Below are 20,371 nucleotides of genomic sequence, written 5' to 3'. Positions count from 1 at the left end.
ATTCCCAGATAAGGTCAGTGTACCTGTTCTCATAAGAAATACTCTTTGCATGACGGTATCCTTTCAATTTCCAGTCAAGTACAGGTGTTGCTGAAGAATTCAATACACCGGTTAGTCCTTCTGAACGTACGCTGAAATCCAGCATATATTCTCCCGGTCTCATTGCGTATCTGTATTCCAGGTACTCATCTTCTGAAACCTTAAGTTTCATAGACAGGATCTGGTTTCCATTACTTTCAGTTAACTCTGGTTCAAAATATAGATGTTCCGTATTGAGAGTTCTTCCATCAGTAGTGTTTAAACTCATGTTCATGGAAGCGTTTCCATCTTTGATAAGGTAAACGGGAATTGAATCGAAAGTCTTGAAATTCTTCAGTCTAGCTTCTTCAATGTAACCACCTTTGTTAGAGATCTTTAACTCCAGCAGGTCGTTTTCAATCGTCGTAGAACCTCCTTTAGCAGAAGCCAGTGTTTCAGAATATCCAAAAGCACCCAGACGTTTTTGAGCATCTACAAGAGCGGTTGAGTCGCTTGCTGGTGTGGCTGTGTTTTCTTCGAACTCAGGAGTTGTTTCCTGATCTCTATTGATGTTTTCTTCCGTAGTAACTTCATCTACGCTCTCCGTTTCGTCTGGAGTGTTGTTGTAAAGCATCCAGAGAAGGATACCACCAATTAAAATAAATCCAATGATGGATTGGACGTCAATTTTCTTTTCTTCCATTACTTAGTATTGCTTAATCTACCCAGTCAAATAAACGACCAGTTTCTATTTCTGCGCCATTTTGGCACTTTGTTTCTTTTCTGAATATTCTAATGCAGCTTTTACAAAGGAGACAAAAAGTGGGTGTGGACTAGCCACGGTACTCTTATATTCGGGGTGATATTGAACACCAACAAACCATGGATGGTCTGCAAGTTCGATCACTTCCACCAGTTTTGTTTCTGGATTTATACCGGTACTTAGCATTCCTGCATTTTCCAGTTGTTCTTTATATTTATTGTTGTATTCGTAACGATGGCGATGTCTTTCTGAAATCATGTCTTTTCCGTAAGCGTCATGAATTACAGACTTTTTGCTCAGTTCACAATCCCAGGCACCTAGTCTCATAGTGCCACCTTTATGCGTAACCTCTTTTTGATCTGCCATAAGATCGATTACCGGATGCTTGGTCTCAGGATCCATTTCAGAAGAATTCGCACCTTTTAATTTAAGTACGTTTCTGGCAAACTCAATAACAGCCATTTGCATCCCAAGACAAATTCCCAGAAATGGCAAATTGTTTTCACGAGCATATCGCACCGCATCGATCTTTCCTTCGATACCACGTTCTCCAAATCCTGGTGCAACCAGGACTCCGTCAAGATGACTTATTTTATTGTGGATCGTACTGTCGTTTATAAATTCTGAGTGAATGTATTCTACTTTAACCGAAACTTCGTTCTCGGCGCCGGCATGGATGAAAGACTCCAGAATAGATTTATAAGAATCCTGAAGTTCAACGTATTTTCCAATAAGTCCAATATGCACTTCAGCCTTCGGATTCTTATGTCTTTTCAAAAATTGATTCCAGCGATCAAGGTTAGGAGTAGAGTCGGTAGGGAGATCCAACTTTTTCATAGTTACTGTATCCAGACCTTCCTTAAGCATCATGTTTGGAACATCATAGATTGTTCGCGCATCGATACTTTGTATCACAGCTTCCTGTCTCACATTACAAAAGATAGCAAGCTTTCTTCTTATATCATCTGATAGTTCATGCTCGGTTCTACATACCAGAATATCGGCTTTGATACCACTTTCCATCAATGTTTTTACACTATGCTGAGTTGGTTTGGTTTTCAATTCTCCTGCAGCAGAAAGATATGGAACAAGGGTAAGGTGAATTACCAGAGCATTATCATCACCGAGCTCCCATTTTAGCTGTCTTACTGCTTCAATATATGGCAGGGATTCAATATCACCTACAGTTCCTCCAATCTCAGTGATCACAATATCGTATTCACCATTCTTTCCAAGAATTTGTATTCTCTCCTTGATCTCATTGGTGATATGAGGAACTACCTGTACTGTTTTTCCTAAAAATTCACCACGTCTCTCTTTTTCGATGACGCTCTGGTAAATTCTTCCGGTAGTTACATTATTTGCCTGGGAGGTATTTACATTGAGAAAGCGCTCGTAATGGCCTAAATCAAGATCTGTCTCAGCTCCATCTTCAGTCACATAACATTCTCCGTGCTCGTAAGGATTTAAAGTTCCAGGATCTACATTTATATATGGATCCAGTTTCTGAATAGTTGTTCTAAAACCCCTAGCCTGTAATAATTTCGCCAGAGACGCGGCAATAATTCCTTTTCCAAGAGAGGAAGATACACCGCCTGTGACGAATATATACTTGGTATTGGCCATTTTAAGTCGTGTTTGTTGTGTTGTTATTCAGGGCGCTAAATTACAAAGAAGAATAGAAAAACCGCTTACTTTGAAGTTCTAATCTTAAGAGGTTTTTAACAGGAGAAGATCCTATTTTCTAGGCCGGGGATAGCGCATTCGAATTTGTCTCAAGAGACCCTCGAGACTATTAACTTTCAGTTCATAAACCTGTTGCATCTGGTCTCCAAGTTTTCCCTGCGGAAATCCTTTTTGTCTAAACCATACATAATATGGTTCGGGGATATCTGAAAGATAAACACCTTTATATTTGCCAAAATGCATCTGGGCATAGGCTAATTCCAATAATTTTTGAGGATCTGGTTGCAATCAGGAAGCTTTTAAAAGTCCCGAAAGTTCGGAAAACTTCTGCTTATTCATGGGCTTCACCATATATTTAATTACTGCGGGATAATCCTTAGCCTTATCTACATCGATCTTACTGGTACTTGATGTAAGAATGATGATACGGTGCCTACAATTCCTGCTCTGTAACATTTCCAGAAACTCCCAGCCGTTCATTTCTGGCATATTTAGATCCAGAAAAATTATTGCATCACTGTCTTCAGATACAAACTCCATAGCTTCACACGGGTTCGTAAAATCTTTTACAGTACCCTGATATCCCTCGATTTCAAGAAGTTTCTTGGTAATAAAATTCGAAATTGGCTGGTCATCTACCAGGTAGATCTTACTCATAATTCTTCAGCTTTTAAAGCCACTATTTCTTTGGATGCCATTTCCACTACTTCGTGCAAAACCTCATCGAGTTCGTTAACAGTCGATTCCAGTTTTGGCATCATTTCACTTTTAAATGTTTCGGTATCCACTAGTTCTGCCAGCTGTACAATACCTTGTATCCTTGACAAAGGTTCACGAACGTTATGCGCATTTAAGGCTGAGATATGAAGCAGCTTCTTATTTTTTTCGGCAATAGATTCGGTTCGTTTATTGATAGTCTGCTGTTGATTTCGTACGATCGTTTCGATTTGCTCATTCTTAAGCTTAATAGTCTCATAAGCTTCGGTTAAATTTTTATTCTGAATAGCGAGCTGCTTTTTAAGATAGATCTCATTGAATTTGGATTGTATACAATCAACTACGAGCTTCAGAATATCAATATCTCCTACTGAAAAGGTCATGTGTTGATCGGCTAGCAATGATACGATCACCTTTGAGTCAGTCTTATCAAATGCCCATCCCCAGAGTACCGGATCAAATAAATCTGATCTTTTAATCTTATTCTTCAGGAGTTTTTCTGGAATACTTCCGGTAAGTAATGGAATGCCCGATTCTTTAAGATCTCTCTCGTAAGGAAATATCTCGGTTTCCGAATCAAAATCATACCAGATGTTACCAGAGAACTGTTCAACGATGAAATTATCTCTTTCCCGAATAATACACATCCTTAAGATCCTGAAATTAATAAGATACTTCAGGTTTGTCCTACAAACATTGGCGATCTCTTCCAGGTTCGAACAACGATTTATGCCGTTGGCGAACTTAGAGTATGCTTCATAAGTGATCCTGTAAAGCTGGGAAGTATTACTGCTAATGTCCTGCATCGTAAAAGGAAACCCTTATTCCGGAGTTTCTAAAAGTTCGTTATCGATCTTTATTCCAGATACATCTGCAATCGTATTCAGCATGTTTACCAGATCTGCCTGAGCCATAAGCTCCTGGATTTCTCTCTTTGTAAAACCTGCTTTTTCCAGACTACTAAAATCTTCATCAGAGATATCTGAATGATTTAAAGCTGCTTTGGTAACGATCTGTACAGCGGTTCGGTAGCTTACCGGCATCGACGGACTATTGATATGTTGTGTAGCTTTAAAACCTTCATCTTCCGAGATCATACTACTCATGCTATCTGCAAATATTCCGTGAGCATGAGAACAGTAATTGCAACCTCTCTCTTTTGAAACGTTGTAGATGATCAATTGCTTTAATACGTTAGGAACTTCACCTTCCATAAGCGTATTCTTCAATTTGCTCCAGTTCCCTTTTAGTAGAGTCGCATTATCACCCTGGCATTTAAACCAGTTTAAAACGAAGGGCAGTTGTAAGGTTTTTTTGGTATCGTCGTAAATTGTTTGAACTTCAGGAGAAGCTTCATCGTAGGAAACCATTCTATAACGAGACTGGTTCTGGGGTAAGATTTGATTCATGTAATTGTAAAGGCTATAATTTATTTTTCGGACTGTAAATATTATAGTTATTTTTTGCATTTCATCGATGTGAAAGCGCATTTAACTTTTTCTTTCAGAAATACTTACTCTAGTTTATAAGAATGTATGATATAGACTACAATCTTAACGAGTTAAATATTTTGTAATCTTTAGTAGGAGAGCGATGGTATCTTTAGTTTTGAATAGATTAAAAACTACATAGAGAAATGGCAATATTCGGTTCTATAATCAAGAGTTTAATTGATATAAAAGATTCTTTTACTTCAGATGGTGACGCTAATACCGAACAACTGGATGTTTTGAAAAATCTATTAGAGAAGGCAAAAGATACAGCCTTTGGAAAGCATTACAAGTTCGCAGAAATACTTGAAGCAGAAGATGTGGAAAAAGAATTTGCAAATAGAGTTCCCTATTTTGATTATAACAAGATCGATAAAGAGTGGTGGCACTTATACCACGAAGGGGAAACAGATGTAACCTGGCCGGGTACACCACCATATTTTGCTTTAAGTTCGGGAACTACTGGTAAGACCAGTAAAAGAATCCCGGTGACTGAAGATATGGTTGATTCCATTCGGAATGCCGGAATACAGCAGGTGAGTGCTCTTAGCCATTTTGATCTTCCAGCAGATTTCTTCGAAAAAGAAATCATGATGTTGGGAAGTTCTACAGATTTGCAGAAGGAAGGAGATCACGAAGAAGGGGAAATTAGTGGTATTAGCGCCAGTAATATTCCATTCTGGTTTAGAGGTTATTATAAGCCAGGCGTTGAGATCGCTAAAATTGATGAGTGGGATGAGCGTGTAAAGAAGATCGCAGAGACTGCAAAAGAGTGGGACATAGGTGCATTAAGCGGAATTCCGTCATGGATGGAACTTATGCTAAAAGAAGTTATTAAATATCATAATGTTGATAATATACACGAGATCTGGCCTAATCTACAGGTTTATACTTCGGGTGGAGTTGCATTTGAACCATACGAGAAAAGTTTTAATGCGCTGCTGGGAAAACCAGTACAGGTTATTGATACTTATCTGGCTTCTGAAGGGTTTCTTGCATTTCAGCAAAGACCGAATACGCATTCAATGAAGTTGATCACCAATAATGGTATCTATTTTGAGTTCGTACCGTTCAAGCCTGAATATATTAATCAGGACGGATCACTAACAGATGATGCGCCGGTTATTTCCATAGACGCCGTAGAAGAGGAAGTTGATTACGTATTATTAATTTCGACCGTGAGTGGTGCCTGGAGGTATATAATTGGTGATACCATTAAGTTCACAGATAAAGAAAAGCATGAGATCAGGATCACAGGAAGAACGAAATTCTTTCTGAACGTGGTAGGATCTCAACTTTCGGTAAACAAAATGAACGATGCTGTTCAGGAACTTGAAGAAGAGTATGATATCAGGATCCCAGAATATGTAGTTTCAGCTAAACGGGGAGAAGACAATGAATATTATCATTACTGGTATTTAGGGACAGAGGATTCTGCAGATGCAGATAAATTAGCTGAAAGCCTGGATAACGCTTTGAAAAACGCCAATAAGAATTACAAAGTAGCTCGTGGAAAAGCATTGAAAGGTGTTCGTGTACAAACTATAGATCCCAATACTTTTCATGAATGGAACGCAGCCAACAAGAAAAAAGGTGGCCAGGTTAAAATGGAAAAAGTAATGAATGAAGAGAAGTTCGCAGAATGGGAAAAATTCATTAAAGACCTCAAATCGAAGAACTAATCGATAACTTCTTCATGAATTTCATCAATTAGCACCATAATCTCTTCCTGAGATAGATATAAATCCTGGATCCTGCTCTTATAGCTTTCACTAAGTTTAGAGTGATTCAGGATAAAATCTTTAGTAGCAATAATATTCTGTCCTAATCCGTGATTCACAGCATACGTATCTGCAGCTCTTTCTGCTTCACGTATATAGTTGTTTGAGGTTACGTAACGAATTCCAAACCACAACATATCTATGGCAGATCGATCGCGATAGTCCATCACATGACCAAGTTCATGACCAAGCCAACCTATTAAAACTTCAGAAGGGACGTCCTTTACGCTAAAGGTCTCATCTTCGATCTTGAATTTTTCATTTATATAAATAACATAGCTTCTATTCTTCCTGTTTTTGAAGAATCCGCTCAACTTTGGCTGAGCCTGCATAAATGACTTTTTTATGTTCTTTTTGAACTTAAATTCAATTGGCGTGTCTTTAAGTTCCGGGTAATGAGAGAGCGCTACGTAGGTTTCACGCCATATATTATCTGGTACAATCTTGTTGCTATACTCTAAACTGTCCTTTTGATGCATGTTCGATTTCTGCTGGGCATTGCACCACGTAAACATCATCATGATTATGATAATACTGAATCTGCTTTTTTGTAGGCTTGCCATAGTTATTTAATATTTTTAAAATTACAACAAAATTGATGCCTCTGGAACATTCGAATTTTAAAATAGACTTAAATGTTTCGATCACAGGCAAAAAAAAAGTGGGCACAGCCCACTTTTATATACATAGAAGTTACAAATTATCCTTGTAGTACCTTCTGCAGTCTTTGTTGAAGTTCAGGATCTTTTTGTAATGCCATTACCAGTTGTTGGTAGCGCTCTTTACTAAGGTTACTTTCACCAATCAATTTCTCCATTCTCTGTTGAAATTGTGGCTGAATCTCTTCCAGTTCTGCAACTATAACTTTATACTGTTTTGATTCAGCTTCAGTCGTTTCCGCCTCCTTATTTGGATCCATGTTTGCCTGATGAATTTCATTGAATCGTTGAAGATCCAGTTCCTGTTCCTGGACAACCTGTATCATCTCTTGTTGAGCTTCCTGATTTACCATTCTCATTTTTTGAAAAACTTCAGCAAATTCAGTTAATTCAGAATCGGTTACCTCTATTTGTTGTTGTGGTAGTGGTGCATTTTGAGCATTCACCGTTGCTGTTCCCAATGCGAAGATCATCGCAATTCCACCTAATATCTTTTTCATAAATCTTTTATTTTATATTTAAGCTGGTGAACTTACAGTATTCAGTAAAGCTCACCAATTCTTTAAGAAAGGTGATGAAATACTTAAGACAGGTTTAACTGCAGTGACTCAAATCTGTTAAACCTTATATGTCTTTCAACGATTTTGATAGAGTGTAATCCATTCTTCAACAGAGATTCTGGTCATAAGCTCACCGATAAGATGATAAGGAATTTGCTTAATATTCTTAAAACGAACACAACTTTTTCCCATATCAGGTTTTTTTCCAGTAATACTTTTATAGCTCTCTATAAACCAACTTCTCAACTCAGCATCTGCATAAATACCTGAATGATATAGCACAAGGTAATTTTTTTGATTAGCAAGATGGGCAAAGGGGAGTGGTAGCTTAGGATCACAATGATATCCTTCCGGAAATATAGAATGAGGTACCACGTAATTTATCATTTTATAATTCATAGTTTCCTCAAAGCCTTTCGGTAGATTCTCCAAAATTGTCTTTCTCAAATTTTGAAGTTCTTCTCTTCTTTCTGCTGGGACTTCGGAAATATACTGCTCTGGAGTATTGGCTTCAATTTGTATCATCTTATTTTCTTAAATATAAGAAATGCCGTTGATTCCTTTTATAAACTTTTGCTGCTGAAGTTTCTAATATAAAGAACTCCCAGAATAGGACCTGCAGCGAGTATCAGGAAGATATATTGCTGTTGAAAAAAGTCCTGACTGATATCAACAATCTGAATACTTACGATAGTGATCGCATATCCTATAGAGTTGACTAATGTAAGTGCAGTTCCCCGACCTTCAGCAGGAGCAGATCTAGCGATAAGTGTTGAAAACAAGGGAGAATCGGCAATTACCATCACACCCCAGAATATCAGAAAAATAATAAAGAACACTTCCGAAGCAAATAATATTAGCAACGGAGAAATGAAGCAACATATCCCTGAAAAGGTCAATGCTGTTCTGGCGACTCGGGCCACCCCGAATCTCTCAGATAAAATACCACTAATAGCACAGGCCACCGCTCCAGAACCAATGATGAGAAAACTATAAAGAGGAATATTCGAGATACTATCAGGATGAAAATGATTGTAAATTTTCAACATAAGAGGAATAAAAGCCCAAAAGGCGTAGAGTTCCCACATATGACCAAAATATCCAAATGCAGCGCTTCGAAAATTTGAATTACTGAAAAGGTTTAGAATATCTAGTGGATTTTTTACCTGACGAGGTTTTCGAAATGGTCCATCGGGCACCAAAATTTTGAGGAGAAGTCCGCCCAGAAGCGCCAATGTACTAGTGCTAATAATAACCATATTCCAGCTTAACTGAACAATTTCGCTGGTAGCTTTCAATAAATGCGGAAAACCAGTACCTAGAACCAGCGCACCCACCAGAAAGCCTAAGGACCGGCCCAGTCCTTTCTCGTAATGGTCTGAGGCTATTTTCATCCCAACCGGATAGATACCCGCGAGGGAGAATCCTACCAGAAACCTAATAATCATAAGACTATACAGGTTGTTGTCTTCCAGAATCGAGGAAAGATTGCAAATCGAGCCAAAAATGGCACATAGAAAAAATACATGGGTTGGAGAGAATCTATCTGAAATGCTTAAAATAGCAAATAATAAGGTCCCGATAATAAATCCAGATTGGACGGCAGAGGTAAGTAAGCTTAGAGCATTGGAGGACAGTTCAAAAACTGAAATAAGCTCTGGCATCACAGCATTACCTGCAAACCATAATGAAGTACCGCAAAATTGTGCAAATACAATAACAGGTAATATCCGGGAAGGTATTTTCAAGAATGATTAATTTTCTTACTGGATATCACCTGCTTCATTGCATTTAGCCAAGTAGCTAAATTAATCTTTTAATACATTATCTGGCATTGTTACGTCCTCGTCTTTTAAATACTTGTCTAAAAAAGCAAGGATCTGCCGGTAGCCTTTGATCTCATTTTCTTTCTTGATGAATCCGTGACCTTCATCTGGGAATACCATATATTCAACAGGAACATCGTTGGCTTTTACTGCCTCTACGATTTCATCAGATTCAACCTGCAGTACTCTTGGGTCATTGGCGCCCTGTAAAACCATAATCGGGTTCTTTACATTTTCAGCATGGAACAGAGGAGAGATCTTTTTAAGTCTTATGGAATCTTTTGTAGTAGGATCGCCTAATTCATCATACAGTGCTTTCCTAAAGGATTCCCAATACGGCGGAATAGATTTTAATGTTCTCAGCCAGTTGGTGACCCCAAAAATATTCACACCTACTTCAAATTCATCTGGTTCGAAGGTCATTGCAGCCATTGTCATATAACCTCCATAACTCCCGCCAATAATTCCAATCTGGTCTTCATTGATATAATCCTGGGATGCCAGCCATTTCTTTCCATAGATCACATCCTGAAGATCTTTTTCTCCATGATTTTTGTCATCCATTTTATAAAAGCTAGCTCCATAACCACTACTGCCCCGGTTGTTTACGGCGAGCACAGCGTACCCATGATTCACTAAATATTGTAAAAGAGCAAAATACCCTACACGGGATTGTCCACCTGGTCCACCATGTACCCATACCAGGGCCGGTTTTTTATTATCTGCAGTAGCATTGAGAGGTTTGTAATAGATCGCTGGTATTTCTAAACCATCAAAGGACTTATACCTTACCACCTCAGCCGAAACCAGGTCGACTGTATCTATTTCCGGATTTAAAGTGCTGGTTAATTTTTTAATTTCCTTAGTCTGAATATTGTAAACGTAAATATTATTTGGGGTTTTAGAAGTTCCAACCGTAAGTCTTAATAGCTTTTCACTATCAGAAAAATTTGCAGCCACTATATTGCCATCCTCAATCTCTGGTAATTCCAGTGGAGTCTGGCTGGCATTTTCCCATAATAGTAATTTATTTGTCCCGTCTTCGTTAATAGCGATCACTCTATAAGTGTCATTTTCACTCAAACTGCTGTACATTACATCCCAGTTCGTTTCATAAATTACATCAGACTTCTTCGTATCAATATCATATGCCATTAATCGGCTAAATTCACCGCCGTGATTGGTTGTATAGTAGAGCTCTGTCTCGTCTTTGTTAAAACCCGTACCACTATAATAAAATCCCGGTTTGGATATTTCAGTTAGTTCCTCCGTCTCTGTATTTAGTAAGAATAATTGATTTTCGCTGGTTGTGATCTCATTGGATAATACAAGGTATTTTCCTGAAGCTGATATATCAGAAACCATATAACCTTTCTCATTCTTATAGAGCATTTTTGGTTCCCAACTGCCAATTTCCATGGTATAGACGTCAAAATATTGCGCGTCTCGCTTGTTTGAAAGATAATACAGGGCAGAATCAGTATCGTTCCAGCCACCGAACTCGGCTTTTTCATTTTCTCCCGGAGTCAGTTCCTTGGAGGTTCCATCGGATTTTAATAAGTATAAATGGTTAATTTCATTCCCTCCTTTATCTGCGGAATATAATATGTCTCCTGAGCCTGGTACATAATCCACCGCAAATAAAGATTCGTTTTCAGAATTAGTGACAGCGGTCTTGCTTCCATCTGAAATATCTATTTTATAAAGATTAAATATTCCCGACTCATCACTGCTTATCAGGATTTTGGATTCATCTGGAGAGAAACTACCACCCGTAACACGAGTGTTTTCATAGAATTGCTCAATACTGTATTCTGTAGGTTCTTGCTGAGCATGTACACTTAGTATGGCAGCAATAAAAATAATAAGGAAACTGGTCGATTTCATTTTTTCGCGAATTAGTTAGACATTGTGTTGGTTATCAGACTAATATACGAAAATTGGAACTTCAAATACGAGGTTGTTCAGAACTATAAATGTTTCTGATTGTTATTGGTGAATTCGTGTTCTTCATTCCCGGTATGTTTGGTCGCTACCGGTTCAAATAGCATTACCTGAACTTCATTTTCAGCAATGGGCTTATGCTCAACGCCCTTTGGAACAACGATGAACTCACCAGGATTGAGGGTGACAGAGCTATCCCGAAATTCGATCTTTAGCACTCCTGAAATGACCCAGAATAATTCGTCCTCTTCATCATGGGTATGCCAGATAAACTCACCTTTGAGCTTAGCTAGTTTAACCTGCTGCCCATTTAATTCTCCAACGATTCTGGGATTCCAGTGATCCTGGAACTGGTCTAATTTTTCCTGAATATTGACTTTTTTCATTTTATTCAATTGGTTCTATCAGCCATTGATAGGCTTTGCTGAAATTCTCTCTCCACAACTTCTCATTATGTTCTCCGTCTTCGACTAATTTTACAATTAAGTTTTGGGGTTCAAAACCTTTTGAAATTAGAAGGTCTTGCATAGTATTCACTTCCTCGACCATGGAATCTGACTCTTTTTTCCCTGCTAGTATATAAAACTTTTGATCGTTCGTAATTTCTGAATTTTTTACTTTTTCATAGATCTGTTCACTAAACCAGAAACTGGGAGAGAAGACACCTATTTTACTGAAGACTTCAGGATATTCAAATGCGGCATAGAAACTAATTAGTCCACCCAGCGATGAACCAAAAATTCCTGTATTTGCTTGATCTGCCAGGGTACGATAGCTTGCATCTATATGCGGTTTAAGAGTATATCTTATAAAATCAAGATACTTCTTCCCATTCCCACCGCCGTATTTTTCGTTTGGATAAGGAGTAAGTTCTGAAATTCTTTTGTCCCCACCATGTTCAATGGCTACAATGATCGCTTTTTCCGAATGAGTTTCGTCCAGGAATTCATCAACATTCCATTCACCAGCATAAGCGGTAGAATCGTCAAAGACATTCTGTGCATCGTGCATATATATGACTGGATATTTCTGCTTATCCAAATCATAATTTGCAGGAAGATAGATCCATATCTTTTTATAGCTATTTAATTGGGGTGCCTCTATCTCAAATGTTTTTACATTTTTAGAAAGTGTACTCTGGGCCATTAGTAGCGTAGGGCAGAAGAAGCTTAATAAAATGATGGAAAAGAGATTTCTCAAAGAATGACGTATTAATGAATATCAAAAATACATTTTAAGATCTAATTTTCAAGATCGCAATCAAAGCAGGCAAGTTGCGAAGAACTTAGTTCGAGATCTTCAGATCCTTTTAAGGCTTCGCTTAATTTCCCCTGTTCTTGTATCTGCTGAAAGAATTGCGTAGCATATTCCTGAAGTTTTTCCCTGCGGCTCTTAAGTTTTTCGGCTATTTCTTTTTCGTTTAGCTTTCTGATTTGTTCTGGCCAGGCTTCAAACGCATTAGCTATTATTTCATCGCTCAAACTTTTCTGAAGTTCATTCGCTTGCTTTATGAACATATCTTCCGAAGTATTGGAGAGGAAATAGCGGTCGAAGGGATAAACCAGGCCGGGCATATGATCGATCTCTTTCTCAAATGGTCGAACCAGTGGCTCAACATTTTTATTTGTAATTATGGAAGGAATCAAGCCAGAAATATAAAAAAATGCATTGTCTCTATCGCCAGCAACAGGTGTTGCGACATTTCCCCGATCAGATTTCTGGATTACCCAGCCCCACTGCTCAGCGTGACGATCCCAGTCACCTATGAGTAAATCGAATAATCTTACTTTTATCAAAGCATCTTGATCAACTAAGATCTTTGCTTTTGATTCAAATTTTAATTTCTGAAGGTCTTTGGTTTCAATAATTTCTGAAACATTTTTAAGCGAAGTCCAATTGGCTTTGCTTTCGGTTTCATATTCAAGAAGGAACAGTCGGTTGCCAAATTTCTTGTTAAAATCACCCAGTACTTCTTGCTTAGGGATAAAGACCATTCTGGGATGTGTATGTAGAATGTCAAGTTTCTGAGCTAACTCTGCTGCGAGGATCGCCGCGTAGGGATGTTGGGCAGATATGCCATCTACGATAATATTTTCAAGGCCAAGATCTTCTGCAATTTCAGGGATAATTTTCTCAGGATCTTTGGTGACACTACGCAAGGTATAAATGATATCATTCTTCGAGCGTAATTTTAAGGAATGCGTTTGTTTACCTCCGCCTTCTTTGATGATTTCCATGCCACCGTAGAGGGTATCCAGAAAAACAATTGGAAATTTCACTTTTTCAGACCAGGCATCGCGATAGTTACTTCCCTGCACTAAATCCTTTAGAAGATTAGCTTCATACAAAGTGCTTGGAGCGATTAAAACCGAATCATGGTTTCTGAAATTTGTTCTTTGAAGCTCTTCCAGATTTGAAATAGTGCAGGTCTCAAAAGTTTTCTGGCTGCTGGAAACAGATAGGTAGATCAAGCCAATGAGGATGATGACTACTCCCAAAAAAATAATTAAAACCTTCTTCATACTGCTTTCAGCTTAATAAAATAAAACTAAGGTTTTCAACCCGTAATATTTCAGCTAAAAGCGTTATAAAATTGGTAAATTCTATCAATTTGCTATGTTATTTCCACAGAGCTAAACTCATCAGTCTTTAAGATTTTCAGGCATGCTTAACTGCGGTATCCCTGTAAAATCTCTTCTTCAACCAGAAAGAAACCCGAACCAGTAAAATTAAGGCTGGCACTTCTACAAGCGGACCAATGACTCCTGCGAATGCCTGACCGCTATTTAAACCAAATACTGCAATGGCAACCGCGATCGCCAGTTCGAAATTATTTCCAGCTGCCGTAAAAGCAACAGAAGCATTCCGTTCGTAGCTGGCTCCAAGCAATTTACTAGCGAAAAAGCTGATCAAAAACATAAGGCAGAAATAAATAAGTAGCGGAACCGAGATGAGTAAGACATCAAATGGAATTTCAACAATTAAACTACCCTTCAGCGAAAACATCAAAACGATGGTGAAAAGTAAGGCAATTAAGGTTATAGGTGAAATTGCTGGGATAAAACTGTTTTCATACCAGGATTCCCCTTTTAGACGCACCAGAATAATTCGGCTTAAGATACCTAACACGAAGGGTATTCCAAGGTAAATTAAAACACTTTCTGCAACGCTTTCAATAGAAATATCTACAATGGCAGAATCGAATCCGAAGAAAGGGGGAAGCCAGGTAATAAAGATCCATGCATAAAAACTGTACGCGAAAACCTGGAAAATACTATTGAGCGCTACCAGGGCTGCTCCGTATTCACTACTACCTTCAGCGAGGTCATTCCATACCAACACCATTGCGATACACCTGGCAAGTCCTATTAATATAAGTCCGATCATATATTCCGGATGATCGTGCAAAAAGGTAATGGCAAGGAAAAACATGAGAAATGGACCTACAATCCAATTAAGTACCAGAGACAGCGTTAGAATTTTGACATTTTTAAATACTTTCGGTAGGAGTCTGTACTTAACTTTGGCTAGTGGAGGATACATCATTAGAATGAGTCCAACGGCCAGTAACCAGTTTGTAGACCCGGAACTCATTGCATTAATTTGCTCTGGAATCGCAGGGATTATATTGCCCAGGATCACACCAATAGCCATAGCAAGAAAGATCCACAGCGTTAGGTTTTTATCAAGAAAGTTTAGTTTTTTAACCATTGGAGTTCGCTTTTTTAAAGGCATATAACATTTCAGAACCTATCTGGTCACTTCGTTCCATATATTTCTCTGCCATTTCAACTGTATCATCAAAGCTCTTGGGATCTTCGTAGTTCAAGGGTATTCTGGATTCTGCACCAACTATGAACGGGCAATTCTCATCTGCATGGCTGCAGGTCATTACCGCAGCAAAGTTCTTCGTCGGGTTCTTTTCATCGTCAAATACCTTTGAATAAAAAGTATTTGAACTAGCACCAGTATCTACTTTGATTTCTGGATTCTCACCAGGTTTCTCTTCAATACCAAAACCAGTTTCACTCAAAGTTACAATGGCCTGCGGAAAGAAAGCAGTAGCTTCTGTTCCACCAGAATAGCACCTGGCTGGAATTTTATAATAATCTGATGCTGCCATAGCCCAGGCTTGCGCAAGCTGACTACGTCGGGAATTGTGTGTACAGATGAAATTGAGTTGCAGTGTGTCTTCTGAATTGATCTTTTTAGAGATGAATTCCACTAGAGGTTGAAGTACTTCCTTTCTCTCTTCGGAAATTGATAACTTTTCAAGTTCCTTGATCTTTGAACTAAGTTCTGGGTATATGTTGTTCATAGCGATTAATTAACAGCAACCTGAATTTGGAGAACATTGTTGCTCTGAGACGTTTGCTAATTTTACTTTTGGTTTGGATTCTGGAATTCCACAATTATCTTTTGCCAGGCAGTCGGTTTGTGTATTTAAGAGGAGAAATTTTTCTCCGTCAAAATCAAGATGATATTTATTGATGCTCTGACCCTGATATTCCACTTCGATTTCAACATCCTGAAGGTTAAGTTTTTCTTCAGCAATGGAAATGATCTGCATTAATCTTTCCGGATGTAATTGATGATCGTAGTCATCGGCTTCCCAAAGCTGAAAAGAAACCTTGCGCTCATTTCTTAATACACCACCACAATCGATAAAATTCTTGCGAATACTTCCAACTTCAGTCACGTGAAAATGAGAAGGTACAAGCTCACCGCCTGGCAGTTCAAAATATAGTCGGCTTAAGTTCTTAAGTTCTTTTTTAAATTCTGATAAAAGCATAGTCTTCGATTTATCGTAATATTACGATGTTAATATTTAAATTTTTTTAGCAGCAATCCTTCGGTTCGGGAGTCTTTAAACCATCAAATAATACATTCAGTAATTGCTGAATTTTATACCAGTTGGTCGTATCAATACAATAACTAACAGACACTCCTTCAATGGATCCCTGAATAATTCCGGCATTTTTCAGCTCACGTAAATGCTGACTTATTGTAGCCTGGGCGAGACCAAGTTCGTTCACCAGATCTCCATTGATACACCTATCAGATTTCAGAAGAAATTGAAGAATGGCAATTCTTGCAGGATGAGCCAGTACTTTGGCATAACATGCAAGTTCATTCTGTTCTTTAGAAAATAGATCGGTCTTCGTAACTCCCATTCGATATAATTATATTGCAATATTACGATGAATAAATAACTACACCAACATTAATTGAAATCTTTCCAGACATTTTGAAAAATGCTCTAAATCTTAAAATATTAGGAATACTTGTATAGAAATGCTCTTAAAATTGGTTAATTATCATAAAGCCAACAAAGCCTTAACTCAGGATTAGCAGTAGATACGCGTGTTCAAATGTATTTTCGTTTAAAACTAACTACAATTACAATGAACAGTTCAATCACACCTTTTCGTTATTTAAGTCTACTAGCCGGAATTTTGTTGTTCTCCTGTAATTCCAATCCACAGCTTCAGGAACCAGTAAAGGAAGAGCAATCTCAGGAATTGAGTATGAAAAATCCCGTTATCAAAAGTGAAGCGAAAATTTTCCGAAAGGAAGTGAAATACATCGTGGATTCATTAAAATCTCGTGAGACTATAGATAGTTTGCTTAGTAATTATAACGACGACGAACTGAAAACAGTTCTTGCCATAAATCGTATCGAAAAAAATAAACTACGTCCTAACCGCCCACTCGTAATTCCAGAATGTGCTGCGGAAGAATTCAACAATTATAGTCCGTTTCCAGAAGATCTCCAGGAGTTGCATTGCATCCCTAAGACTGTTTTGATCAATAAAAGAGTACAGGCATTCGGGCTTTACGAAAATGGAGAACTGGTAAAATGGGGACCGGTTAGTACCGGGAAGGGTTCAACACAAACTCCGGCAGGACTTAATTACGGGAATTACAAGGCGAAAAGAAAGGTAAGTACGGTAGATGCTTCATGGATACTTCCATATTATTTCAATTTTATGAATTTTGAGGGTGTTGGGGTGCACCAGTATGCACTTCCAGGATATCCAGCAAGTCATGGATGTGTAAGATTATACATGGATGACGCCAAGTATATTTTTGATTGGGCTAGCATGTGGGAGCTGGAAAATTCAAATATTGAATCTAATGGAACACCGTTTATGGTATTTGGGGAGTATGACCATTCCGCCAACAAACCATGGTTAGACCTCAAGCAAAATATGAAAGCGAATGATCTTACTCAGGATGAATTAAACACGATCAGGGAGTACGTAATTGATTACCAGGAAGATCCAAAGAACTATCATAATATTGTTTCGAAAACGAAGGATGCTGAATTAGCCGATGCATAAAACTTAGTTTTCTTAAATTAGCCGGTAAAGATCATTACTATGTATAGCAATAATTTTTACCGGTTTTTTTGTGCGCTTATATTTTCTGTTTCTGCTATTAGTTCTGCTCAGGAGGTAGAAGTAATGATAAGAGCGCAGGCCGGCGACGCTAAATTTATAGGCTCTTCTATTGGTGGAGCTAAAATCCTGATCAAGGACGCATTGACAAATGAAATTCTGGCAGAAGGTATTACAGAAGGAAGCACTGGTAATACTGAAAAGATCATGAAGCAGGCTCAAACAAGAGGGAAGCGAATTACCGATGATCAAACTGCAGGTTTTAACGCTAAGGTTCAGATAGCAGAACCAAGATTTGTAACTATAGAAGCTTACGCACCCTGGAACAAGAAGCAGGCTCGTGTAAAATCAAGTACGCAATTATGGCTGCTTCCTGGTAAAGATATCACCGGGGAAGGTATCATCCTGAAAATACCAGGATTCGTAGTGGATATTGTTACTCCGCAAACACACCAATCCTATTCCAGTTCAGAAATTAAATTTCAGGCAAATATTGTAATGATGTGTGGTTGTCCCATTACCAAAGGAGGTCTATGGGACGCGAACCAGTATGAAGTGAACGCGATCTTAAAAAGTGAGAACATGGATACCAAAACCGTAAAAATGGAACAGGAGGGAGGTTCCAGTAATTTCGTGGGAAAAGCTAATTTAGAAAAAGGTTCGTACGAATTAATCATCCAGGCATTTGATCCTGTTACAGGAAATACCGGGGTAGATCGTACTAATTTTATGGTTAACTAAAACTTGCGAGTCCCAGATCTGAGATCGTTCTGAGCACGCCATGCTCATTATTGTCATGACTGGTAATGAACTTGCTGGCCTCTTTAACTTCAGGATGAGCATTTTTCATAGCGTAACTATGAGCTGAAACCTTCATCATTTCGAGGTCATTCAGATAATCTCCAAATACCAAAGTTTCTTCTTCAGTAAAATTCATTTCCTTTTGAATTCCTTTGATAGCATTTCCTTTATTTGCATTTAGCGCTGTGATATCTATGAATATCTTTGCAGCGATCGCAACCTTGAAACGGTCTGTATAATCGACAAAGTGTGGATATGTATTATCTTCAACTCCATTGAAATTGCAGTACGTAACTTTCAGATAGGTATCATCCACTTCCGTAAGATCTTCCACAACTTTCAAACGTTCATAAAACTGAGAAATATGATCAATGAATTTCTTATCACTCGTCTCTATATAAGCTGAATCTTTTCCGCAGAGCACAACGTAGGTATCTTCCAGTTTACGGCCCATCTCTATAAAATTAATGGCAGCGTTCTTTTCTATGGGATTCACATAGAGTTCTTTACCCTTAAATGATACATAAGTTCCATTCTCTGCGAAGAACATGGTGCGATGCTTAATCCTTTCAAATTTGCTTTCCAGATTATAAAACTGTCGGCCGCTGGCAATGGAAAATTGTATTCCCTTAGCACTCAATTCTTCCTCCATTCTCCAGAAGTCAGGATGAATCTCGTGCTGGTCATTTAGGAGGGTGCCATCAACGTCGGTCACTATAAACTTAATCATATCTGCAAATTTAGAAGCTGCAAAAATACTATAATCAATTTGGGCGGACTTTAATATTATATTAATTCTGAAGACTTTCAGAATCAAATATTTAGAATAATTTATTTAAAATTGTTCTAAATAAGGTTTTTAAATTCGGAATGACGTAGTATGTTTGTGTCACTATTTATATCAAGTCTAAATAAAATCAAACAGATGAATCATAAATTACTACTACTTTTTCTCTTTTTCGGTTATACCGCATTAGCTCAGAATTCTGGAAATATCAGGGGAAAGGTTACTAATTCAAAAGGGGAGGCGATTTCTCCAGCGAATGTAGATGTCCAGGGTACAGGAATGGGAACAGAAACAAATCGAGAAGGTGCTTATATAATCGAAAGCGTTCCTGATGGTAATTATCTTCTAAGAGTGTCTTATGTTGGATATGAGCCAAAAGAAATCGCAATTACAATTCAGCCGGGTAAAACGACCAGTCTTCCCAATATCGTATTGAGATCTAGTGAAGAACAGCTGGAGGAAGTAATAATCCAGGGAAATGGGAACTCGAATAAATATGATCGTGCTAAAAGCGCATACGTTTCAAAATTACCATTAAAGAATATTGAGAATCCCCAGGTTTATGACAATATAACTGCAGAATTACTTGAGGAGCAAATCGTTACAAATTTTGATGATGCTTTAAAAAATAGTTCGGGAATAACCAAATTATGGGAATCTACAGGTAGAGGTGGAGATGGCGCAGGGTATTATTCACTTAGAGGTTTTCCTGTACAGCCAACTATGGTTAATGGCTTGCCAGCTCTTACCAATGGCAGTCCGGATCCCGCAAATATTGAAAACATCGAAGTGATAAAAGGGCCTTCCGGGACTTTGTATGGGAGCAGTCTTATTTCCTACGGAGGCTTGATCAATATCACCACAAAAAGGCCATATGATTATTTCGGCGGAAATATTAATTATACGCTCGGTAGCTATGGACTCAACCGAGTGGCAGC

At 38.2% G+C, this 20,371-nt stretch carries 23 protein-coding genes; 4 read left to right on the top strand and 19 right to left on the bottom strand.

All coding sequences use genetic code 11. The features are described 5' to 3' along the window. The 6 genes from ACNI3T_RS02255 to ACNI3T_RS02230 all read right to left on the bottom strand — a co-directional run. Positions 1 to 721: YidC/Oxa1 family insertase periplasmic-domain containing protein (locus tag ACNI3T_RS02255; RefSeq protein WP_418226452.1), on the bottom strand; the 721-nt coding region annotated here is incomplete at its 3' end. Positions 722 to 766: 45 nt separating this feature from the next. Then, complete coding sequence (locus ACNI3T_RS02250) at positions 767 to 2,407, bottom strand: CTP synthase (protein WP_418226451.1); 1,641 nt, start codon at positions 2,405 to 2,407, stop codon at positions 767 to 769. A 111-nt stretch (positions 2,408 to 2,518) separates the two neighbouring features. Beyond that, positions 2,519 to 2,755, bottom strand: a complete 237-nt coding sequence (locus ACNI3T_RS02245; protein WP_141877230.1) for a DUF3820 family protein — start codon at positions 2,753 to 2,755, stop codon at positions 2,519 to 2,521. Beyond that, positions 2,756 to 3,124 carry a response regulator gene (locus tag ACNI3T_RS02240; protein ID WP_418226450.1) on the bottom strand — a complete coding sequence of 123 codons (369 nt, stop codon included), beginning with the start codon at positions 3,122 to 3,124 and terminating at the stop codon, positions 2,756 to 2,758. Then, positions 3,121 to 3,990 carry a histidine kinase gene (locus ACNI3T_RS02235; protein WP_418226449.1) on the bottom strand — a complete coding sequence of 290 codons (870 nt, stop codon included), beginning with the start codon at positions 3,988 to 3,990 and terminating at the stop codon, positions 3,121 to 3,123. Before ACNI3T_RS02235 ends, ACNI3T_RS02240 begins: the two co-directional genes overlap by 4 nt. Before the next feature lie 15 nt (positions 3,991 to 4,005). Beyond that, positions 4,006 to 4,593: a carboxymuconolactone decarboxylase family protein gene (locus ACNI3T_RS02230; protein WP_295182577.1), complete on the bottom strand. Its 588-nt coding sequence runs from the start codon at positions 4,591 to 4,593 to the stop codon at positions 4,006 to 4,008. Between the two features lie 227 nt (positions 4,594 to 4,820). Here ACNI3T_RS02230 and ACNI3T_RS02225 point away from each other — a divergent pair, with 227 nt between their 5' ends. Next, entirely contained in the window at positions 4,821 to 6,356 is a 1,536-nt protein-coding gene (locus ACNI3T_RS02225) for a GH3 family acyl-acid amido synthetase (RefSeq protein WP_418226448.1), read from the top strand. On the opposite strand, the gene ACNI3T_RS02220 is transcribed toward ACNI3T_RS02225, so the two are convergent. The 12 genes from ACNI3T_RS02220 to ACNI3T_RS02165 all read right to left on the bottom strand — a co-directional run bounded on the left by ACNI3T_RS02220 (position 6,353) and on the right by ACNI3T_RS02165 (position 16,618). Further along, complete coding sequence (locus ACNI3T_RS02220) at positions 6,353 to 6,934, bottom strand: M48 family metalloprotease (RefSeq protein ID WP_295182579.1); 582 nt, start codon at positions 6,932 to 6,934, stop codon at positions 6,353 to 6,355. The genes ACNI3T_RS02225 and ACNI3T_RS02220 overlap by 4 nt on opposite strands. A gap of 221 nt (positions 6,935 to 7,155) precedes the next feature. Further along, entirely contained in the window at positions 7,156 to 7,614 is a 459-nt protein-coding gene (locus tag ACNI3T_RS02215) for a DUF4168 domain-containing protein (RefSeq protein ID WP_418226447.1), read from the bottom strand. 135 nt (positions 7,615 to 7,749) lie between these two features. Then, positions 7,750 to 8,199 carry a DUF1801 domain-containing protein gene (locus ACNI3T_RS02210; RefSeq protein ID WP_418226446.1) on the bottom strand — a complete coding sequence of 150 codons (450 nt, stop codon included), beginning with the start codon at positions 8,197 to 8,199 and terminating at the stop codon, positions 7,750 to 7,752. Positions 8,200 to 8,237: 38 nt separating this feature from the next. After that, positions 8,238 to 9,338, bottom strand: coding sequence for an MFS transporter (locus tag ACNI3T_RS02205; RefSeq protein WP_418226845.1), 1,101 nt, complete (start codon positions 9,336 to 9,338; stop codon positions 8,238 to 8,240). A 144-nt stretch (positions 9,339 to 9,482) separates the two neighbouring features. After that, the gene (locus ACNI3T_RS02200; protein ID WP_418226445.1) at positions 9,483 to 11,387 is read right to left on the bottom strand and encodes a S9 family peptidase; all 1,905 of its coding nucleotides are present in this window, start codon (positions 11,385 to 11,387) and stop codon (positions 9,483 to 9,485) included. An 83-nt stretch (positions 11,388 to 11,470) separates the two neighbouring features. Further along, positions 11,471 to 11,830: a cupin domain-containing protein gene (locus tag ACNI3T_RS02195; protein WP_418226444.1), complete on the bottom strand. Its 360-nt coding sequence runs from the start codon at positions 11,828 to 11,830 to the stop codon at positions 11,471 to 11,473. A 1-nt stretch (position 11,831) separates the two neighbouring features. Next, positions 11,832 to 12,644 carry an alpha/beta hydrolase gene (locus ACNI3T_RS02190; RefSeq protein WP_418226443.1) on the bottom strand — a complete coding sequence of 271 codons (813 nt, stop codon included), beginning with the start codon at positions 12,642 to 12,644 and terminating at the stop codon, positions 11,832 to 11,834. A 41-nt stretch (positions 12,645 to 12,685) separates the two neighbouring features. Then, positions 12,686 to 13,966 (bottom strand): hypothetical protein, encoded by a 1,281-nt coding sequence (locus ACNI3T_RS02185; RefSeq protein WP_418226442.1) that lies wholly within the window; start codon positions 13,964 to 13,966, stop codon positions 12,686 to 12,688. Between the two features lie 136 nt (positions 13,967 to 14,102). Continuing rightward, positions 14,103 to 15,155 (bottom strand): ACR3 family arsenite efflux transporter, encoded by a 1,053-nt coding sequence (gene arsB / locus ACNI3T_RS02180; protein ID WP_418226441.1) that lies wholly within the window; start codon positions 15,153 to 15,155, stop codon positions 14,103 to 14,105. Then, positions 15,148 to 15,762, bottom strand: a complete 615-nt coding sequence (locus tag ACNI3T_RS02175; protein ID WP_418226440.1) for a low molecular weight phosphatase family protein — start codon at positions 15,760 to 15,762, stop codon at positions 15,148 to 15,150. The genes arsB and ACNI3T_RS02175 overlap by 8 nt, the downstream gene beginning before the upstream one ends. A 9-nt stretch (positions 15,763 to 15,771) precedes the next feature. Beyond that, positions 15,772 to 16,236 (bottom strand): DUF6428 family protein, encoded by a 465-nt coding sequence (locus tag ACNI3T_RS02170; RefSeq protein ID WP_418226439.1) that lies wholly within the window; start codon positions 16,234 to 16,236, stop codon positions 15,772 to 15,774. Between the two features lie 46 nt (positions 16,237 to 16,282). Then, a complete protein-coding gene (locus tag ACNI3T_RS02165) occupies positions 16,283 to 16,618 on the bottom strand; it encodes an ArsR/SmtB family transcription factor (RefSeq protein ID WP_141877244.1) in 336 nt (111 codons plus the stop codon). A gap of 231 nt (positions 16,619 to 16,849) precedes the next feature. On the opposite strand from ACNI3T_RS02165, the gene ACNI3T_RS02160 reads away from it, so the two are divergent. Together ACNI3T_RS02160 and ACNI3T_RS02155 are read left to right on the top strand one after the other, a co-directional pair. Further along, positions 16,850 to 17,788 (top strand): L,D-transpeptidase, encoded by a 939-nt coding sequence (locus ACNI3T_RS02160; protein ID WP_418226438.1) that lies wholly within the window; start codon positions 16,850 to 16,852, stop codon positions 17,786 to 17,788. Between the two features lie 39 nt (positions 17,789 to 17,827). After that, complete coding sequence (locus ACNI3T_RS02155; RefSeq protein ID WP_418226437.1) at positions 17,828 to 18,586, top strand: hypothetical protein; 759 nt, start codon at positions 17,828 to 17,830, stop codon at positions 18,584 to 18,586. Here the strand turns inward: ACNI3T_RS02155 and ACNI3T_RS02150 are convergent. Continuing rightward, the gene (locus ACNI3T_RS02150; RefSeq protein ID WP_322302306.1) at positions 18,579 to 19,376 is read right to left on the bottom strand and encodes an HAD family hydrolase; all 798 of its coding nucleotides are present in this window, start codon (positions 19,374 to 19,376) and stop codon (positions 18,579 to 18,581) included. The genes ACNI3T_RS02155 and ACNI3T_RS02150 overlap by 8 nt on opposite strands. A 195-nt stretch (positions 19,377 to 19,571) precedes the next feature. On the opposite strand from ACNI3T_RS02150, the gene ACNI3T_RS02145 reads away from it, so the two are divergent. After that, positions 19,572 to 20,371, top strand: an 800-nt coding sequence (locus ACNI3T_RS02145) for a carboxypeptidase-like regulatory domain-containing protein (protein ID WP_418226436.1), incomplete at its 3' end; no start/stop codon positions are given.

This window comes from Christiangramia qingdaonensis (assembly GCF_048381525.1).
Lineage (GTDB): Bacteria > Bacteroidota > Bacteroidia > Flavobacteriales > Flavobacteriaceae > Christiangramia.
This window is presented reverse-complemented; position numbering and strand designations above follow the sequence as displayed.